Genomic DNA, 15920 nt, shown 5'->3' with positions numbered 1-15920 from the left:
AGGCGCCGCTACGATGGGCAGTTCCGCGTCCAGCGCGCGCGCCAGGCGGGCCGAGAAGGCCGCGCTGGGCGTCAGCGCCAAATCGGAATTGCGCAGGGAATCACCAATCAAATGATAGGTGTCCCAGGTCTGACGTCCCTCTTTGGACAACAGACTGGGAAGAATATCGTCGGAATCCTCTCCGTCCATCCAGGCGGAAACCGATTCCTCCCAGGAGGACTCGGCGATCTCAACGGATTTGGCTGCTGTTTGCATGACTGCCACTCCTTACCAGCGACGCTCGACATCGGTGTCGAGCAACGGACGCAACTTGGTCGCAATGGCTTCACGCGCACGAAAAATGCGGGAGCGCACCGTACCGATCGGGCAATCCATGCTCTGGGCGATGTCTTCGTAACTCATACCTTCGATTTCACGCAGGACAATTGCGGTGCGCAATTCTTCAGGTAATTCCTCAATGGCCGCGTTCACCGTCTCGGCGATTTCGCGGCTGGCAACCATGGATTCCGGCGTGCTTATATCCGTTAGGTTGTCGGTTTCGTTAAAAGTTTCACCGTCTTCCGTTTCAATCGCGTTGGGCGCGCTGGGGCGCCGCCCCTGCGAGGCGAGCCAGTTGCGCGCCGTATTGATGGCGATGCGGTACAGCCAGGTGTAGAAGGCGCTTTCGCCGCGGAACTGGGGCAAGGCACGGTAAGCCTTGATGAAGGCCTCCTGCGCCACATCCTCGATTTCGGCGGGATCGCGGATCATCCGGGCCAGCAGACGGAGGATCTTGCGCTGGTACTTGAGCACCAGAAGATCAAATGCCTTCTTGTCGCCCCGCTGCACGCGGGCGACAAGCTCGGCGTCGACTTCGCGCTCGCTCATGAGGCCTCCCGCAAAGGACGCGCCGGGCGTGCCTGCCGCGCCGTGCCCGCGACGAGCCGCAGACGGCGCCAGGATTCGGGTCGCAGCGTGTGCTTCCAGACGGTGAGGGTGATTTTGCTAGTGGTAAAGGCCGTACTCCCGGTGGGCAAGGGCTGCAGGATAAGCGTCAGCCACGCTGGGCCCCGTTGCTGGTCCAGGAGCAGCGCTTTCTGCCAGCCTTGCGGCCGGCGAAGCTGCCAGTGGCCAGTCCCGGTCGCGGTACGTAGCGCCGTTACCGGGGACGGGGCGTTCCGAGCCGAGTGTAACAGCCCGGCCAGGAGGAACAGAAGGGCCAGGAGCGCGGCCGCAGCCCAGGCATAACCATGCCAGGCTGCCGCTGTCAGCACGCTGGCCGCCGCAGCGGCCAGCGCCAGCCCGAAGAGCGCGACGGCTCCCCTGGGCTGCGAGACAGGTAGGCGGAACGACCAACGCCCCCCGACCAAGTCGTCCAAATCAGACCCGGCGAACGGCCATCGAGCCGTTGGTGCCGCCAAAGCCGAACGAATTGGACAGACCCACGTCGATCTTCATCTGCCGCGCTTCGTTCGCGCAGTAATCCAGATCGCATTCCGGATCCTGGTTGAAGATGTTGATCGTCGGAGGCGAGACCTGGTTGTACACAGCCAGCGTCGTGAACACGGCTTCGATGCCGCCGGCCGCGCCCAGCAGGTGGCCGGTCATCGACTTGGTCGAGTTGACCACCAGCTTCTTGGCGTGGTCGCCGAACGCCAGCTTCAGCGCGTCGGTTTCGTTCTTGTCGCCCAGCGGGGTGGACGTGCCATGCGCGTTGACGTACTGGACGTCTTCGGCATTCAGGCCGCCGTTGCGCAGCGCGTTGATTACGCCGCGGCGCGGGCCGTCCTTGTCCGGTGCGGTGATGTGGTGGGCATCGGAGCTCATGCCGTAGCCAGCCAGTTCACCGTAGATACGCGCGCCGCGCTTCTTGGCGTGCTCGTACTCTTCCAGCACCAGGACGCCAGCGCCCTCGCCCAGCACAAAGCCGTCGCGGTCGCGGTCCCAGGGACGCGATGCGGTCTGAGGATCATCGTTGCGGGTCGACAGCGCGCGCATGGCGGCAAAGCCGCCAATGCCCAGCGGCGACACGGTGGATTCGGCGCCGCCAGCCACCATGACGTCGGCATCGCCGTATTCGATAAGGCGTGCGGCATCGCCAATGCAATGCAGACCGGTCGTGCAAGCCGACACCACGGCGTAGCTGGGGCCCTTCATGCCGTAGGCGATCGACAGATGCCCGGAAATCAGGTTGATCAGCGAACCCGGCACGAAGAACGGCGAAATGCGCCGAGGTCCCTTGGCAAGGTAATCGACCTGGGTTTCTTCGATGCGCGGCAGACCGCCGATGCCGGAGCCCACGATCACGCCGATACGCTCGGCGTTTTCTTCGGTGACTTCCAGGCCGCAATCGCGCCAGGCCTGCATTCCGGCAGCCAGGCCGTAATGGATGAACGTATCCATCTGGCGGGCTTCCTTGGCCGAAATATAGGTACTGATGTCGAAGTCTTTGACTTCGCCAGCAATGTGGGTGGTGATGGCCGAGGGATCGAAACGGGTGATGCGGCTGATGCCAGAACGTCCGTTGACGATATTGTCCCAAGCGGTGGTCAGATCATTTCCTACGGGGGAAACGATACCCAGGCCGGTGATGACGACACGTCGCTTCACGGATGACTCCTCAAACAGACAAAAGAAAGGCGGTTTTCGGGATGCGCTGCGCGTGTGGACCACATGAAGGCAGGTGAGGCATTACAACGCCCGACCTGCCGGTGGACCACACGGCACTCCTGAAACCGCCCTGATTCCAGGTTGGCCGACGAAATCGGGCAACCAGGACGATATAGGCTGAGCTTACTGCTTACCGTGCGAATTGATGTAGTCAATCGCTTGTTGCACGGTCGTGATCTTTTCGGCCTCTTCGTCGGGGATCTCGGTCTCGAATTCGTCTTCGAGGGCCATGACCAGTTCGACCATGTCGAGCGAATCGGCACCGAGGTCGTCAAGGAAGGAGGACTCGTTCTTGATCTCGGCTTCGTTGACGCCAAGTTGTTCAGCGACGATCTTCTTGACGCGCTGTTCGATGCTTTCCATGCAGATCTCCAATTGGGAAAAATCCCGCGAATTATAGCCAAGCGCGGAGTGATGCAACGCCTGACCGTGACAAAAATAACACCGCGCATTTGTTCTGTCGCCGAGACCGGCGCAGGTTGACCATGTGCGGCGTTTCCGGAGAATCGCGCGCCGCCTTGCCGGCTGCCCGGCGGCGGCGCGTGATTCGTGATTTATTGCATGTACATCCCGCCGTTGACGTGCAGGGTGGTGCCGGTAATGTAACCCGCCTGCGGTCCGGACAAAAAGGCCACGGCATGCGCAATGTCAGCCGGCGAGCCCAAACGGCCCAGCGGAATCTGTTGCAGCAGCGCCGCGGTCTGGTTTTCACCCAGCGCACGCGTCATGTCGGTGTCAATGAAGCCAGGCGCCACGCAGTTCACGGTGATGTTGCGGCTGCCCAGTTCACGAGCCAGAGCACGCGCCATGCCCGCCACGCCCGCCTTCGCGGCAGCGTAATTGGCTTGGCCCGCGTTGCCGCTGGAACCCACCACGGAAGTCACGTTGATGATGCGTCCCCACCGGGCCTTCATCATGCTGCGCAACACGGCGCGCGACAGGCGGAAGACCGAAGCCAGGTTGGTGTCGATGACGGCCGACCAATCGTCGTCCTTCATGCGCATCGCCAGCGTATCACGGGTGATGCCGGCGTTATTGACGAGGATGTGCGGACCACCGCCTTCCTTGCCCAGCGCGTCGATCAGCGCATCGCAGGCAGCGGCGTCGGTCACGTCCAGCACCACACCGCGGCCGCCGAACGGCGCCAGCGCTTCAGTGATGCCAGCCGCGCCCGATTCGGACGTGGCGGTGCCGACGACGGTTGCGCCGCGCCCGGCCAGTTCCAGGGCGATCGCGCGGCCAATGCCGCGGGTCGCGCCCGTGACGAGCGCGATCTTGCCCTGCAGTTCGGTCGAGGTGTTGTCCATTGATCAGTTTCCGTTGACGGCAGCCATCGCCGCTTCCAGCGACGCAGGATCGGTGATGGCCAGGCCGGTGAGTTCGGGGTCGATGCGCTTGGTCAGACCCGCAAGGACCTTGCCCGGACCGCATTCGATGACGTGCGTGACGCCTTGCGCCTTCATGGCGCGCAGGGTTTCGACCCAGCGCACAGGATGCCACGCCTGACGAACCAGCGCATCGCGGATCGCGTCGGGATCGGTGGGCGAAGCCACATCGACGTTGTTGATGACCTGCACTTGCGGCGCGGACACAGCGGCGCCAGCGAGCGCGCCAGCCAGCACGTCGGCGGCGGGCTTGAGCAGGCTGGAGTGGAACGGCGCGGATACGGGCAGCAGCAAGGCGCGCTTGGCGCCGGCAGCCTTGGCCAGTTCGCAGGCGCGTTCGACCGCCGCCTTGTGGCCGGCGATCACGACTTGCGCGGGCGCATTGAAGTTGACGGCTTCGACCACTTCGCCTTGTGCGGCTTGCGCACACGCGGCGCGCACGGCGTCGTCGTCCAGGCCCAGGATGGCGGCCATGGCGCCGGTGCCGACCGGCACGGCGGCCTGCATGGCGTCGGCCCGCACGCGCACCAGGCGCACGGCGTCTTCCAGCGCCAGCGAACCAGCGGCGGTCAGCGCGGCGTATTCGCCCAGGCTGTGGCCGGCCACGACATCAGGCTTGCGGCCGCCCGCGGCGATCCAGGCGTTGTAGAAGGCAACGCCGGCGGTCAGCATCGCCGGCTGCGTATTGGTGGTCAGGTTGAGCTGTTCGACGGGACCCTGCGCGATCAGCGCGCCTAGGTCCTGACCCAGCGCCTGCGAGGCCCGTGCGACGGTGTCGGTGACCGCCGCCACGCCGGACCAGGCGTCCAGCATGCCGACAGCTTGCGAACCCTGGCCAGGAAAGACAAAAGCGATTTTCATGATTGAGCGTGTGGATTGATTCAGTGTCTGTGTGGAATGCCAGGCGCGCTCTCCGGCCGCCCGCGGCACACATGCCGCCGCGGCCAGGGCACACCCTTACATGCGAGCCAGTACCGAGCCCCAGGTGAATCCGCCGCCCACGCCCTGCATCAGGATGAGCTGGCCCGGCTTGACGCGGCCGTCGCGGCGCGCGGCATCGAGCGCAAGCGGCACGCTGGCCGCGGACGTGTTGGCGTGGCTGTCGACGGTGATGACGACCTTCTCGACGGGCACGTCCAGTTTGCGAGCCAGGAAATTCAGGATGCGCACGTTGGCCTGATGCGGGATCAGCCAATCGACGTCGGCAACGGTGACGCCGGCTTCGGCGCAGGTGTCGCGCGCCGAGCGGTCCAGGACGGTGACGGCCTGCTTGAAGACGGCCTGGCCGTCCATGCGCAGGAAGGGATCGCCCGTGACGTCGCCGTAGGCCACGTTGCCCGCGGCGCTGAGGATCTTCATCTGGCTGCCGTCGGCATGCAGTTGCGCAGCCATGATGCCGGGCGTGTCGGAGGCCTTCAGCACAACAGCGCCGGCGCCGTCACCGAACAGCACGCACGTGCTGCGGTCGTTCCAGTCGAGGATGCGCGAGAACACTTCGGCGCCGATCACCAGCGCGCAGCGCGCGCGGCCCGCGCGGATGAAGCTGTCGGCGGTGGTGAGCGCGTAGACGAAGCCGCTGCACACGGCCTGCACGTCGAACGCGGCCGAACCCTTGGCGCCGAGGTTGGCCTGCACCAGGCAGGCCGTGCTGGGAAACACGAAATCGGGAGTGGACGTAGCCACGATGACGAGATCGATTTCGGAAGCATCAACGCCCGCATCGGCCAGCGCGCGGCGCGAGGCCTCGGTGGCCAGCTGGCTGGTGGTCACGCCACGCTCGGCCAGATGGCGCTGACGGATGCCCGTGCGCTCGACAATCCATTCGTCGGAGGTGGCGATATCGCGCGTCGCCAGTTCCGCAGCCAGTTCGTCATTCGAAACCACGCGTTCCGGCAGGAAGCTGCCGGTGCCCGCGATCACGGAGTATTTCATTGCGGTATCCATCAAGCGGTATCCCCAGCCACGTTGGGCGACGCCGCCGATGGGCGATCGCCGGATTGAACGCGCTTGGTAATTTGAGCGACCGTCTGAGCGGTGCGCTCCAGCAGTTTACTCACTACGGCTTCGCGCGCACGCTGCAAGGCAAAACCGAAGGCGTAAACGTCCGCGGATCCGTGGCTCTTGATGACGACGCCACGCAAGCCGAGCAAAGCCGCGCCGTTGTAGCGGCGGTTGTCCACGCGGTTGCGCAGGCGGTTCAGCACAGGCTTGGCCACCGCGCCGGCGATCAGCGTGATCAGATTGCGCTTGAACTCTTCGCGAATGATGCTGGACAGCATCTTCGCCAGTCCTTCCACGGACTTGAGCACGACGTTGCCGACAAAACCGTCGCAGACGACGACGTCGACCGTACCCTTGAAGATGTCATTGCCTTCGACGTTGCCGTAGAAGTTCAGCGGGCTGCCGCGCAGAAGCTCGGCGGCTTCCTTGACGACTTCATTGCCCTTGATGACTTCTTCGCCAATGTTCAGCAAGCCCACGGTGGGGTTGTCGCGGTGGTCCACCGCCTGCGACAGCGCGGCGCCCATGATGGCGAATTGCAGCAGGTGCTCGGCCGTGCAGTCCACATTCGCGCCAAGGTCCAGCACCGTGGTGGCGCGGCCCGTCTGGTTCGGAATGGACGTGGCGATCGCCGGGCGGTCGATGCCGTCCAGCGTCTTGAGCACATAACGTGAGATGGCCATCCAGGCGCCCGTGTTGCCCGCGGAAATGCAGGCGTCCGCCCGCCCATCCTTGACGGACTGGGCAGCGAGGCGCATGGAGGAGTCTTTTTTGCGGCGCAGGGCGACCTCGACCGGGTCGTCCATGGTGACGACTTCGGAAGCCGCCACGATCTCAAAGCGATCGCGCGCCACGTTGCGGTGCTCAGAAAGCGCCGCTTCGATAGCGTCGGGAAGCCCGACCAGCAATAGCCGGGTGTCCGGAAATTGCCGGGCGAACTCGATCGCAGCCGGAATCGTGACGGGCAGACCGAAGTCTCCGCCCATACAGTCTATGGCGATGCGTATCACGGGTGCCAGGTATCAGCGCTCAGCCGAAATGGTCCGAGTACGAGTTCGGCCCGGGGGCCTTATTCGTCGGCCTTGGTCTTCAGGACCTTGCGGCCACGGTAGAAGCCGTTGGGGCTGATGTGGTGACGCAGGTGCGTTTCACCGGTGTTGGGTTCGATGGCGGTCGACGGGGCCACCAGAAAATCGTGCGAACGGTGCATACCGCGCTTGGAGGGGGACTTCTTGTTTTGTTGAACGGCCATGATGACTCCTAGAAACGGGGCGCATTGTACGCGATGCGGCCCGATGTTGATCTCAATCTTTGTGCTTCAGTTGTTCCAGCACCGCAAACGGCGACGGACGCTTGACAGCGGGCTCCTCTTCAGGAGCTTCGCTGGCCTTGGCCTGCGCGCCCGGGCATACATCATGCTTGGGCACATACGGAATGCTCAGAATGAGCTCATCTTCGATCTGGGCCAACAGATCAAAATGATGCGAACCCACCACCTTTTCAGGCAGCTGGGCCACAGAATCCCTTCCTACGCCTTCGTCGCCCTCGTCGTCGTCATCGTCGCCTTGATCGGCAAAGGAATGATCATCGTCGAGGTCGTCTTCGGATTTGACCAGTTGCAGCACGACTTCGCTGTCGACCGGATACGCAAACGGCGCATTGCACCGCTGGCACACAACCACCGGATTCGCCTTCACATGCAAGCGCAGAATCGGTTGGCCCATCAGCAAGCCGGTTTTGCCTTCTTCGCCTTGCACGGACCAGGTCACAAGTCCGGCTTCGCCCAACGGTTGCTCGGGCAGGCCGTCGACCACGCGGGCAAGACGCACCAAGGCGATGCTGCCCTGCGCGCTTTTACCCAGACGGGCAAAGGCGAAGGCGTCGATGCGCTTGACGTCAGAGTCCGCCGCATTCACACCAGCACCGGCCGATCCGTCCGCGCGGCGACTCGCATCGCCAGGCTTTCCCTTCGGTGTCATGTTGATGTTCCTGCAAAAATGCCGCAAAACGTTAGATAATACTGTGACTTACGTATCACCGTCAAATGCCGCATGCCCCACAAACCTAGCTTGATCCTCGCGTCCAGCTCGCGATACCGCAAAGAACTGTTGTCGCGCCTGCGCCTGCCCTTTTCCGCAATTTCCCCCGATGTAGACGAAACGCCACAACCCGGCGAAACACCCGAGGTGCTGGCGCTGCGCCTGTCCGTCGCCAAGGCGATGGTGGTGGCGGAAAAACATCCGGGCAGCATCGTGATCGGCTCTGACCAGGTTGCCACTGTGGACGGCGCCCCCATCGGCAAGCCGGGCGACTTCACGCGGGCCCAGGCACAACTGCGCGCCCTGTCGGGCAGACTGGTGGAGTTTCACAGCGCGCTGGCCGTGACCGACGGCCAACGCGTCGAAAAGGCCGACATTGTGACGCGCTGCCGGTTCCGCCAACTGTCCGACCGTGCCATCGACGCCTACCTGCGCGCCGAAGAGCCTTACGATACCGCAGGCAGCGCCAAGGCGGAAAGCCTGGGCATTGCCCTGATGGAAAGCATTCAAAGCGACGATCCAACCGCCATCATAGGCCTGCCGCTGATCGAGTTGACACGAATGCTGGCAACATTCGGACTGGATCCGCTCGACACGCCCGGAGCATCCGCATGACCGGCGCCCTGCACCTGATTCCCGTCAGCCTGGGCGACGCGCCGCCCGAGCGCTGGCTGCCCGCCGACGTGCGCGCGCTGGCCGGCCGGCTGGACACCTACATCGCCGAGAACGCCAAGACCGCCCGCGCCTTTCTGAAGCTCATCGGCACCACCCGGCCGCTGCAGGAAATCACCATCCACACCCTGACCGACAAGGCCGACGCCGCGCAGATCAAGGCGTGGCTCGACTCCGCAAAGCGAGGCGCGGAGATCGGCTTGGTCTCAGAGGCGGGCTGCCCCGCCGTCGCCGACCCCGGCGCCAAGGTCGTGGACGCGGCGCACCGCATGGGGATCGCCGTCAAACCCTGGGTAGGCCCCTCTTCGATTCTGCTGGGCCTGATGGCCAGCGGTCTGGACGGGCAGCGCTTCGCCTTTCATGGTTACGCCCCGGTGGAACCCGGCGAGCGCGCCAAGCAACTGCGCGCCTGGGAGCAGCACTCGGCCCGCCACAACCAGACGCAATTGTTGATCGAGACCCCGTACCGCAACGCCGCGATGTTCGCCACGCTGATCGCCACCCTGAAGGGCGACACCAAGCTGTGCGTAGCGCGAGCGATGACGACGGCTGACGAATGGGTGGTCACGCATACGGTGGCCGACTGGAAGAAGCTGCCGGCGCCCCAGCTGGACAAGCTGCCGACGCTGTTCCTGTACCTGGCGCGCTGATCATGATCCGCCTATTTTCCACGCTGCTGGCCGCGGCGGTCCTGGCCGGCTGCGCGGCGCGCGGCCCCGCCGGCCTGGATCTGGACACCTCGATCACCGCCGTCAGCCAGAGCAGCCGGGTGCGATCCGTGGTCGTGCACTACACCACGGTCGACGACGCCGAGTCGCTGCGCCTGCTTTCCAAGGGCAAGGTCAGCGCGCATTACCTGCTGGACCTGGACGGCCGCGCCTACCGGCTGGTCGACGAAAACCGCGCCGCATGGCACGCCGGCGCCAGCTCCTGGTACGGCAACATCGCGATGAACAGCACCTCGATCGGCATCGAAATCGTCAATCCGGGCTGGACCGAAGGCAGCAACGGGGAGCGCGTCTGGCACCCCTATGACGACCGCCAGGTCCGGGCGCTGACCATCCTGCTGCGGGACATCATCCGCCGGCACGACATCGTGCCGGAGAATGTGGTGGGCCACAGCGACATCGCCCCGCAGCGCAAGGTGGATCCCGGCCCGCTGTTCCCCTGGAAGACGCTGGCGGACGCCGGCATCGGGCGCTGGTACAACGAAGCCGGCGCGGCCCAGCATCTGGCGCGGTTGCAGATCGAGGGTGTACCCGACGTCGCATGGTTTCAGAAGCAGCTGCAGCGGCTTGGCTACGCCAGTCCGCAGGACGGCACGCTGGACCGCGCGACGATCAACACGCTGGCCGCGCTCCAGATGCACTACCGCCCTGCCCTGCACGATGGCCAGCCCGACGCGGAAACCGCGGCCATCATGCTGGCCATGCAGTAGCGGCGGCAGCCGATGCTGCGGCAGGTGCTGCGGCAGGTGCTGCGGCAGGTGCTGCGGCAGCCGGTGCTGCGGCAGCCGATGCGGCGGCAGCTCACCAGCGCTCTATGCCCGCCGGCGCCACCAGGCGACGACGCGCCAACCCAGCAGCACCGCCAGCACCGCGCCATAGATCGCAGGCTCCGACAGGTCGTTCTTACCCGCCTTGTGCCACCAGTAGTGCAGGATGGCCAAGAGGCCGATGGCATAAATGGCCCGGTGCAGCGTCTGCCAGCGCTTTCCGAGCCGGCGCATCGCCCACTGCGTGGAAGTGGCGGCCAGCGCCGTCATCAGCACGAAGGCCGAAAATCCCACCATGATGAAGGGACGTTCGACGATGTCACGTACCATTTCGGCAGGATCGAAACCGCGGTCCCACCACACCCACGCCATGAAATGCAGTGCCGCGTAAAAGAACGCGAACAATCCGCACATGCGCCGAACGCGTACCAGCGCCGGCTGCCCCGTCAGACGGCGCAGCGGCGTGATGGCCAGGGTGACCAGCAGGCACACCAGCGCCCAGGTGCCAGACGATCGAGTCAGAAATTCAACAGGATTGGCCGTGAGGCCGTTGTGCATCCCCAGCCATATCCAGCGCGCAAACGGCGCCAGGCCCAGCAGAAAGAGCAGCGGTTTGAAGCGCCCGACCGTCCGGGCCGAGAGCTGCGCCTTTCTGTGAGCCGCAGCGGGGGCCGCGCGAGGAGCAACGGACACGGATCAGCGCCTCAGTAATTGGCCTTCAGGTCCATGCCCTGATAAAGCGACGCCACCTGATCGCCATAGCCGTTGAACATCAGCGTCTTGCGTTTGGGTGTGAACAGGCCGTCCTCGCCGATGCGGCGCTCCGTGGCCTGGCTCCAGCGAGGATGCGCGACGTTAGGGTTCACATTGGCATAAAAGCCGTATTCTTGCGGGGCCGACTTGACCCAAGACGTGACGGGCGGCTTTTCCACCAGCCGGATCTTCACCAGCGATTTGCCGGACTTGAATCCATACTTCCACGGCACGGCCAACCGCAGCGGCGCGCCGTTCTGGTTGGGCAGCACGCGCCCATAGACGCCAAAGACCAGCATCGCCAACGGATGCATGGCTTCGTCCAGGCGCAACCCCTCCACATACGGCCATTCCAGGATGGCAGCACGCACGCCCGGCATATTTTCCCGCTGAACGGCAGTGACAAATTCGACGTACTTGGCGTTGCCATTCGGCTCCACCTGCTTGAGCACCTCGGACAGCGAATACCCAACCCACGGAATGACCATGGACCAGCCCTCCACGCAGCGCAAGCGATAGACGCGGTCTTCCATGGGCGCGAGCTTGAGCAACTCTTCGATGGTGAACGTGCGCGGCTTGTTGACCTCGCCCTCGACGCTCACGGTCCACGGCCGGGTCTGCAACTTGCCGGCATTTTTAGCCGGTTCGCCCTTATCTACGCCGAACTCGTAGTAATTGTTGTAGGACGTGATATCGGCCAGGGACGTCTGCTTGTCCATGATGCTGAATGCAGGGTTGGACTTGCCCGGCAGTGCGCCGGCGTCCTGCGCGTGGGCGGCGCGCGTAGCCCAGCCGGGCAGCCCGACGGCGGCAGCGGCCGCGCCTGCGCGCAACATGAGTTCGCGGCGCGACCGCCATACGGCCTCGGAAGTGATCTCGGACGGCAAAAAGTCGTCGGGCTTGCGTATCAGCATCGTAATCTCCGGTATGGCGCCGCGCACCGTGAGCGCGCGCCCGCGTCAACCATGGACGCTGGTCGGGCCTATCTTATTCCGCAGCGCCCTCGCGAAGCACGCGCAGCGCCTTCCGGATAGACCCGCCCGACCGGCGGACGTTCCTGCCGGCCTTCAGCCAGGGCCTATGCGCCGGCGCTGACGCGCGGCATAAGCCATTCGCGCACGAGCGGCACGGTGTCTAGCACTGCTTGCGGGGCACAACCCTCAAGTTCCTTCAGAGTGTGCGCACCGTAGGTGACCCCCAGACCGTGCACGCCCGCGTTGCAGGCCATCTGCAGATCGTGCGACGTATCGCCCACCATGATGACCCGCGAGGGATCCACGTCCAGTTCCTGCATCAGTTCGTGCAGCATGGCCGGATGCGGCTTGCTGAAGGTCTCGTCGGCGGTGCGCGTCGCATCAAACAGAGGGCCCAAACCGGTCGCGGCCAGCGCGCGCGTCAGGCCGACGCGGCTCTTGCCCGTGGCGACAGCCAGCCGCACGTTCTGGCCGGCCAGGTCGGTCAGCAACTCGTTGATGCCCTCGAACAGGCGCAATTCCGGATCGCGCAGCAAATAGTGCGTGCGGTAGCGCTCAAGGAAACGAGGCAGCATGGCCTGCGTCAATTCGGGGACGGCACGGCGCAGCGCGCTTTCGAGCGAGAGGCCGATGACCCAGCTTGCCTCGGATGCGGACGGCACCGCCAGATCCAGATCGCGGCAAGCGCCCTGGATGGCGGCCACGATGCTGTGCGTGGAATCCATCAGGGTGCCATCCCAGTCAAAGACGACCAGCGAATACGACATATCAGGCAGACTCCAGTGTTTTCAGTATGTTCCGGCAAGCGGGCGGCAGCTCGGCGGTCAGTGTCATGACCTCGCCCGTCAGAGGGTGAGGCAGGGTGAGGCGGTGGGCGTGCAGGAACATGCGGTTGAAGCCCTGCCGCGCGAATTGCGCCCGCACCTCGTCGTGGCCGTACTTGTCGTCCCCGACGATGGGAAAGCCGCTCGCGGCCAGATGGACGCGGATCTGGTGGGTGCGGCCGGTGCGCAACTCGGCGTCGACCAGACTGTAACCGCCAAAACGCTGCTTGAGCGTGACAATCGTGTGCGCCGTCTGGCCGTCGGGATCCACCTTGACGCGGCGCTCGCCGGACTGCGTGGTCCATTTGGTCAGAGACAGCTTGATGTGCTGGCGGTCGTTGACCCAGTCGCCCTCGACCAGCGCGAAATAATGCTTGTCGCTCCGGCCCTCGCGCAGCATGGCGTGCAGGGCCAGCAGCGCGCTGCGCTTCTTGGCGACCATCAGCAACCCGGAGGTCTCGCGGTCCAGCCGGTGCACCAGCTCCAGGAACTTGGCCTGCGGGCGCGCGGCGCGCAGTTGTTCGATCACGCCGAACGACACCCCGCTGCCGCCGTGGACGGCAACGCCCGCGGGCTTGTCGACCACGAGCATGGCGTCGTCTTCGAAGACGATCGGGAATTCGGCGGCAGGAACCGGGCGGGGCTTGCCCGGGTCGGGCAGGCGCAGGGGCGGGATGCGGACGACGTCGCCTTCCTCAACCCGGTAATCCACCTGGATGCGTCCCTTGTTCACGCGGACTTCGCCGCCTCGGATCGCCTTGTAGATGTGCGTCTTGGGCACCCCCTTGCACAGCCGCATGAGGAAGTTGTCCAGACGCTGGCCGGCATGCTCGGCGCCCACTTCAACCATGCGGACGGCGGGGGCTGCTTTAGAGGCGGATACGGGGGAGGAAGTTTCTTTGCGCATTGCGGAAAGCGACATATAATCGGGACAGCCTTAAGGGGCTGAACTAGCCGCCTGGCGTAGAGATGCAACCAACACGCAACTCCGTCGAGCGCGCGGGCCGCCATTGTACTGCCTGCTCATTCAACCCCTGGGTCTCTTGGTCGCCGGCGCAACCGAGCCCTGCGGAATAGTGGTGTGGCATTCATCTTGCCCGCTGTTCCGGCAGGTCCGTTGCATGCCGCAAGCGGCTCTGAAGCACTGCAAGAATCGTCGCATATTTAAAGCACCAGCTGCGTGTGGGCAACCAATCCGACCGCAGCTGCCGTTCACAGCATTTTTTCCGTCAAACCACATTCAGTGAAGCTGACCCTCCTGCTGACAGAACCCCGTGCCCCACGGCACGACGTGCCCGCCTGACCCGCGGCGGATACGCCTGGGCGCCGCCCAGGTACGGTCCGCACCTTCTTGCCCGCTTCAGCCGCAGCCCGAGTGGCCCGAGGTCACGCGCCGATATCGGCGCGTCATGACAACGGAGAAACCCTCTCATGAAGCGCATGCTGTTCAATGCGACGCATCAGGAAGAATTACGCGTCGCTATCGTCGATGGGCAAAAACTCATCGACCTTGACATCGAGACTGCCGGCCGCGAACAGCGCAAAGGCAATATCTACAAAGGTGTCATCACCCGGATCGAACCCGGCCTCGAAGCTTGCTTCGTCAACTACGGCGAAGACCGTCACGGCTTTCTGCCCTTCAAGGAAGTTGCGCGCAGCTTCTTCAAGGAAGGCGTCGATGTCCGTACCGCCCGCATCCAGGACGCCCTGCGAGAAGGCCAGGAACTGATCGTCCAGGTCGAAAAGGAAGAACGCGGCAACAAGGGCGCAGCCCTGACCACGTTCATCTCGCTGGCTGGCCGCTACCTGGTCCTGATGCCCAATAACCCCCGCGGCGGTGGTGTTTCGCGCCGCGTCGAGGGCGAGGACCGCCAGGAACTGCGCGACACGATGGAACAGCTCGACCTGCCCCAGGGCATGAGCATCATCGCCCGCACGGCAGGCATCGGCCGCAACGTCGAAGAACTGCAATGGGACCTGTCCTATCTGCTGCAGCTCTGGACCGCTATCGATGGCGCCGCGCGCGACAACTCCGCGCCCATCCTGATCTATCTCGAATCCAGCCTGGTCATCCGCGCGATCCGCGATTACTTCTCGCCCGAAATCGGCGAGATCCTGATCGACACCGACGAGATCGCCGACCAGGCCACTGCCTTCATGAGCGTGGTGATGCCGGACAACGTCCAGCGCGTCAAACGCTACCGTGACGACATCCCCCTCTTTTCGCGCTTCCAGATCGAACACCAGATCGAAACGGCCTACTCGCGCACGGTGCAACTGCCCTCGGGCGGCGCCATCGTGATCGACCACACCGAAGCCCTGGTTTCCGTGGACGTGAACTCGGCCCGCTCGACCCGCGGCGCCGACATCGAAGAAACCGCGCTGCGCACCAACTCGGAAGCAGCCGACGAAGTGGCCCGCCAGTTGCGCCTGCGCGACCTGGGCGGCCTGATCGTCATCGACTTCATCGACATGGAAGACAGCAAGAACCAGCGCGCCGTCGAACAGCGCCTGCGTGATGCCCTCCATTTCGACCGCGCCCGCGTCCAGATGGGCAAGATCTCGCGTTTCGGCCTGATGGAACTGTCGCGCCAGCGCCTGCGCCCGGCCCTGAACGAAGGCTCGCACATCACCTGCCCGCGCTGCAACGGCACCGGCGTGATCCGCGACGCCGAGTCCAGCGCGCTGCACGTCCTGCGTCTGCTGCAGGAAGAAGCCATGAAGGAAAACACCGCGGCGGTCCACGCCCAGGTGCCCGTCGACGTGGCCACGTACCTGTTGAACGAAAAGCGTGCCGACATCACCAAGATGGAAGCCCGCCTGAAGGTCAACCTGATGCTGATCCCCAACAAGCATCTGGAAACGCCGCACCATCACATCGAGCGCCTGCGCCACGACGATCCGCGCCTGGAAGAGCTGAAGACCAGTTTCGAACTGGTGGAAGCGCCGGCCACGGACGCGCCCTGGCAGCCGCGCGAAAGCGAAATCAAGTCGCGCCCGGAAGCCCTGGTCAAGGGCATCACGCCGTCGCAGCCCGCCCCCGTCTCGACGCCCGCAGCACCGGCCGCAGCACCTGCCGCGCCCGCAGCAGGCGCCGGTCTGGGCGGCCTGTTCAAGCGCCTGGTCAG

The 15920-nt window shown here is 64.6% G+C and carries 18 protein-coding genes; 4 read left to right on the top strand and 14 right to left on the bottom strand.

All coding sequences use genetic code 11. The features are described from left to right. From B3446_RS22865 to B3446_RS22820, 10 genes are all read right to left on the bottom strand, one after another. A partial coding sequence (locus tag B3446_RS22865; RefSeq protein WP_291385601.1) for a sigma-E factor negative regulatory protein occupies positions 1-255 on the bottom strand: 255 nt, incomplete at its 3' end. Positions 256-267: 12 nt separating this feature from the next. Beyond that, positions 268-867, bottom strand: a complete 600-nt coding sequence (rpoE, locus tag B3446_RS22860; RefSeq protein ID WP_008161984.1) for an RNA polymerase sigma factor RpoE — start codon at positions 865-867, stop codon at positions 268-270. Between the two features lie 492 nt (positions 868-1359). Then, entirely contained in the window at positions 1360-2589 is a 1230-nt protein-coding gene (gene fabF, locus B3446_RS22855; RefSeq protein WP_175122952.1) for a beta-ketoacyl-ACP synthase II, read from the bottom strand. Positions 2590-2772: 183 nt separating this feature from the next. Then, a complete protein-coding gene (gene acpP, locus B3446_RS22850; protein ID WP_003813816.1) occupies positions 2773-3012 on the bottom strand; it encodes an acyl carrier protein in 240 nt (79 codons plus the stop codon). A gap of 191 nt (positions 3013-3203) precedes the next feature. Then, positions 3204-3956 (bottom strand): 3-oxoacyl-ACP reductase FabG, encoded by a 753-nt coding sequence (fabG, locus tag B3446_RS22845; protein WP_175122953.1) that lies wholly within the window; start codon positions 3954-3956, stop codon positions 3204-3206. Positions 3957-3959: 3 nt separating this feature from the next. After that, on the bottom strand, positions 3960-4895 hold the full coding sequence (gene fabD, locus B3446_RS22840) for an ACP S-malonyltransferase (RefSeq protein WP_175122954.1): 936 nt from the start codon (positions 4893-4895) through the stop codon (positions 3960-3962). A gap of 96 nt (positions 4896-4991) precedes the next feature. Then, on the bottom strand, positions 4992-5978 hold the full coding sequence (locus tag B3446_RS22835; protein WP_191576750.1) for a beta-ketoacyl-ACP synthase III: 987 nt from the start codon (positions 5976-5978) through the stop codon (positions 4992-4994). Further along, positions 5978-7045, bottom strand: coding sequence for a phosphate acyltransferase PlsX (gene plsX, locus B3446_RS22830; RefSeq protein WP_175137337.1), 1068 nt, complete (start codon positions 7043-7045; stop codon positions 5978-5980). Before plsX ends, B3446_RS22835 begins: the two co-directional genes overlap by 1 nt. A 59-nt stretch (positions 7046-7104) precedes the next feature. After that, complete coding sequence (gene rpmF / locus B3446_RS22825) at positions 7105-7287, bottom strand: 50S ribosomal protein L32 (RefSeq protein WP_006218037.1); 183 nt, start codon at positions 7285-7287, stop codon at positions 7105-7107. Positions 7288-7339: 52 nt separating this feature from the next. Then, on the bottom strand, positions 7340-8014 hold the full coding sequence (locus tag B3446_RS22820) for a YceD family protein (RefSeq protein WP_191576886.1): 675 nt from the start codon (positions 8012-8014) through the stop codon (positions 7340-7342). A 72-nt stretch (positions 8015-8086) separates the two neighbouring features. Here B3446_RS22820 and B3446_RS22815 point away from each other — a divergent pair, with 72 nt between their 5' ends. From B3446_RS22815 to B3446_RS22805, 3 genes are read left to right on the top strand one after another with little or no spacing between them, the layout of a single operon-like run. After that, positions 8087-8689, top strand: a complete 603-nt coding sequence (locus tag B3446_RS22815) for a Maf-like protein (protein ID WP_191576751.1) — start codon at positions 8087-8089, stop codon at positions 8687-8689. Next, positions 8686-9396 (top strand): SAM-dependent methyltransferase, encoded by a 711-nt coding sequence (locus B3446_RS22810; protein ID WP_291385247.1) that lies wholly within the window; start codon positions 8686-8688, stop codon positions 9394-9396. The genes B3446_RS22815 and B3446_RS22810 overlap by 4 nt, the downstream gene beginning before the upstream one ends. A gap of 2 nt (positions 9397-9398) precedes the next feature. Continuing rightward, a complete protein-coding gene (locus B3446_RS22805; RefSeq protein WP_291385245.1) occupies positions 9399-10184 on the top strand; it encodes an N-acetylmuramoyl-L-alanine amidase in 786 nt (261 codons plus the stop codon). A gap of 102 nt (positions 10185-10286) precedes the next feature. Here B3446_RS22805 and msrQ read toward each other — a convergent pair whose 3' ends face one another. The 4 genes from msrQ to B3446_RS22785 form a co-directional block, all read right to left on the bottom strand. Next, positions 10287-10934 (bottom strand): protein-methionine-sulfoxide reductase heme-binding subunit MsrQ, encoded by a 648-nt coding sequence (gene msrQ / locus B3446_RS22800; protein ID WP_291385243.1) that lies wholly within the window; start codon positions 10932-10934, stop codon positions 10287-10289. Between the two features lie 11 nt (positions 10935-10945). After that, positions 10946-11908: a protein-methionine-sulfoxide reductase catalytic subunit MsrP gene (gene msrP / locus B3446_RS22795; protein WP_175122961.1), complete on the bottom strand. Its 963-nt coding sequence runs from the start codon at positions 11906-11908 to the stop codon at positions 10946-10948. A 164-nt stretch (positions 11909-12072) separates the two neighbouring features. Beyond that, complete coding sequence (locus B3446_RS22790; protein WP_291385240.1) at positions 12073-12735, bottom strand: HAD family hydrolase; 663 nt, start codon at positions 12733-12735, stop codon at positions 12073-12075. A 1-nt stretch (position 12736) separates the two neighbouring features. Continuing rightward, positions 12737-13699: an RluA family pseudouridine synthase gene (locus B3446_RS22785; RefSeq protein WP_409515381.1), complete on the bottom strand. Its 963-nt coding sequence runs from the start codon at positions 13697-13699 to the stop codon at positions 12737-12739. A gap of 524 nt (positions 13700-14223) precedes the next feature. On the opposite strand from B3446_RS22785, the gene B3446_RS22780 reads away from it, so the two are divergent. After that, the coding region (locus B3446_RS22780) for an Rne/Rng family ribonuclease (RefSeq protein WP_291385236.1) at positions 14224-15920 on the top strand (1697 nt) is incomplete at its 3' end.

Source organism: Achromobacter sp. UBA5777 (genome assembly GCF_002418565.1).
GTDB classification, from domain to species: domain Bacteria; phylum Pseudomonadota; class Gammaproteobacteria; order Burkholderiales; family Burkholderiaceae_B; genus Achromobacter; species Achromobacter animicus.
The sequence above is the reverse complement of the archived record's forward strand: the minus strand, read 5'-3'. Positions and strand labels throughout refer to the sequence as shown.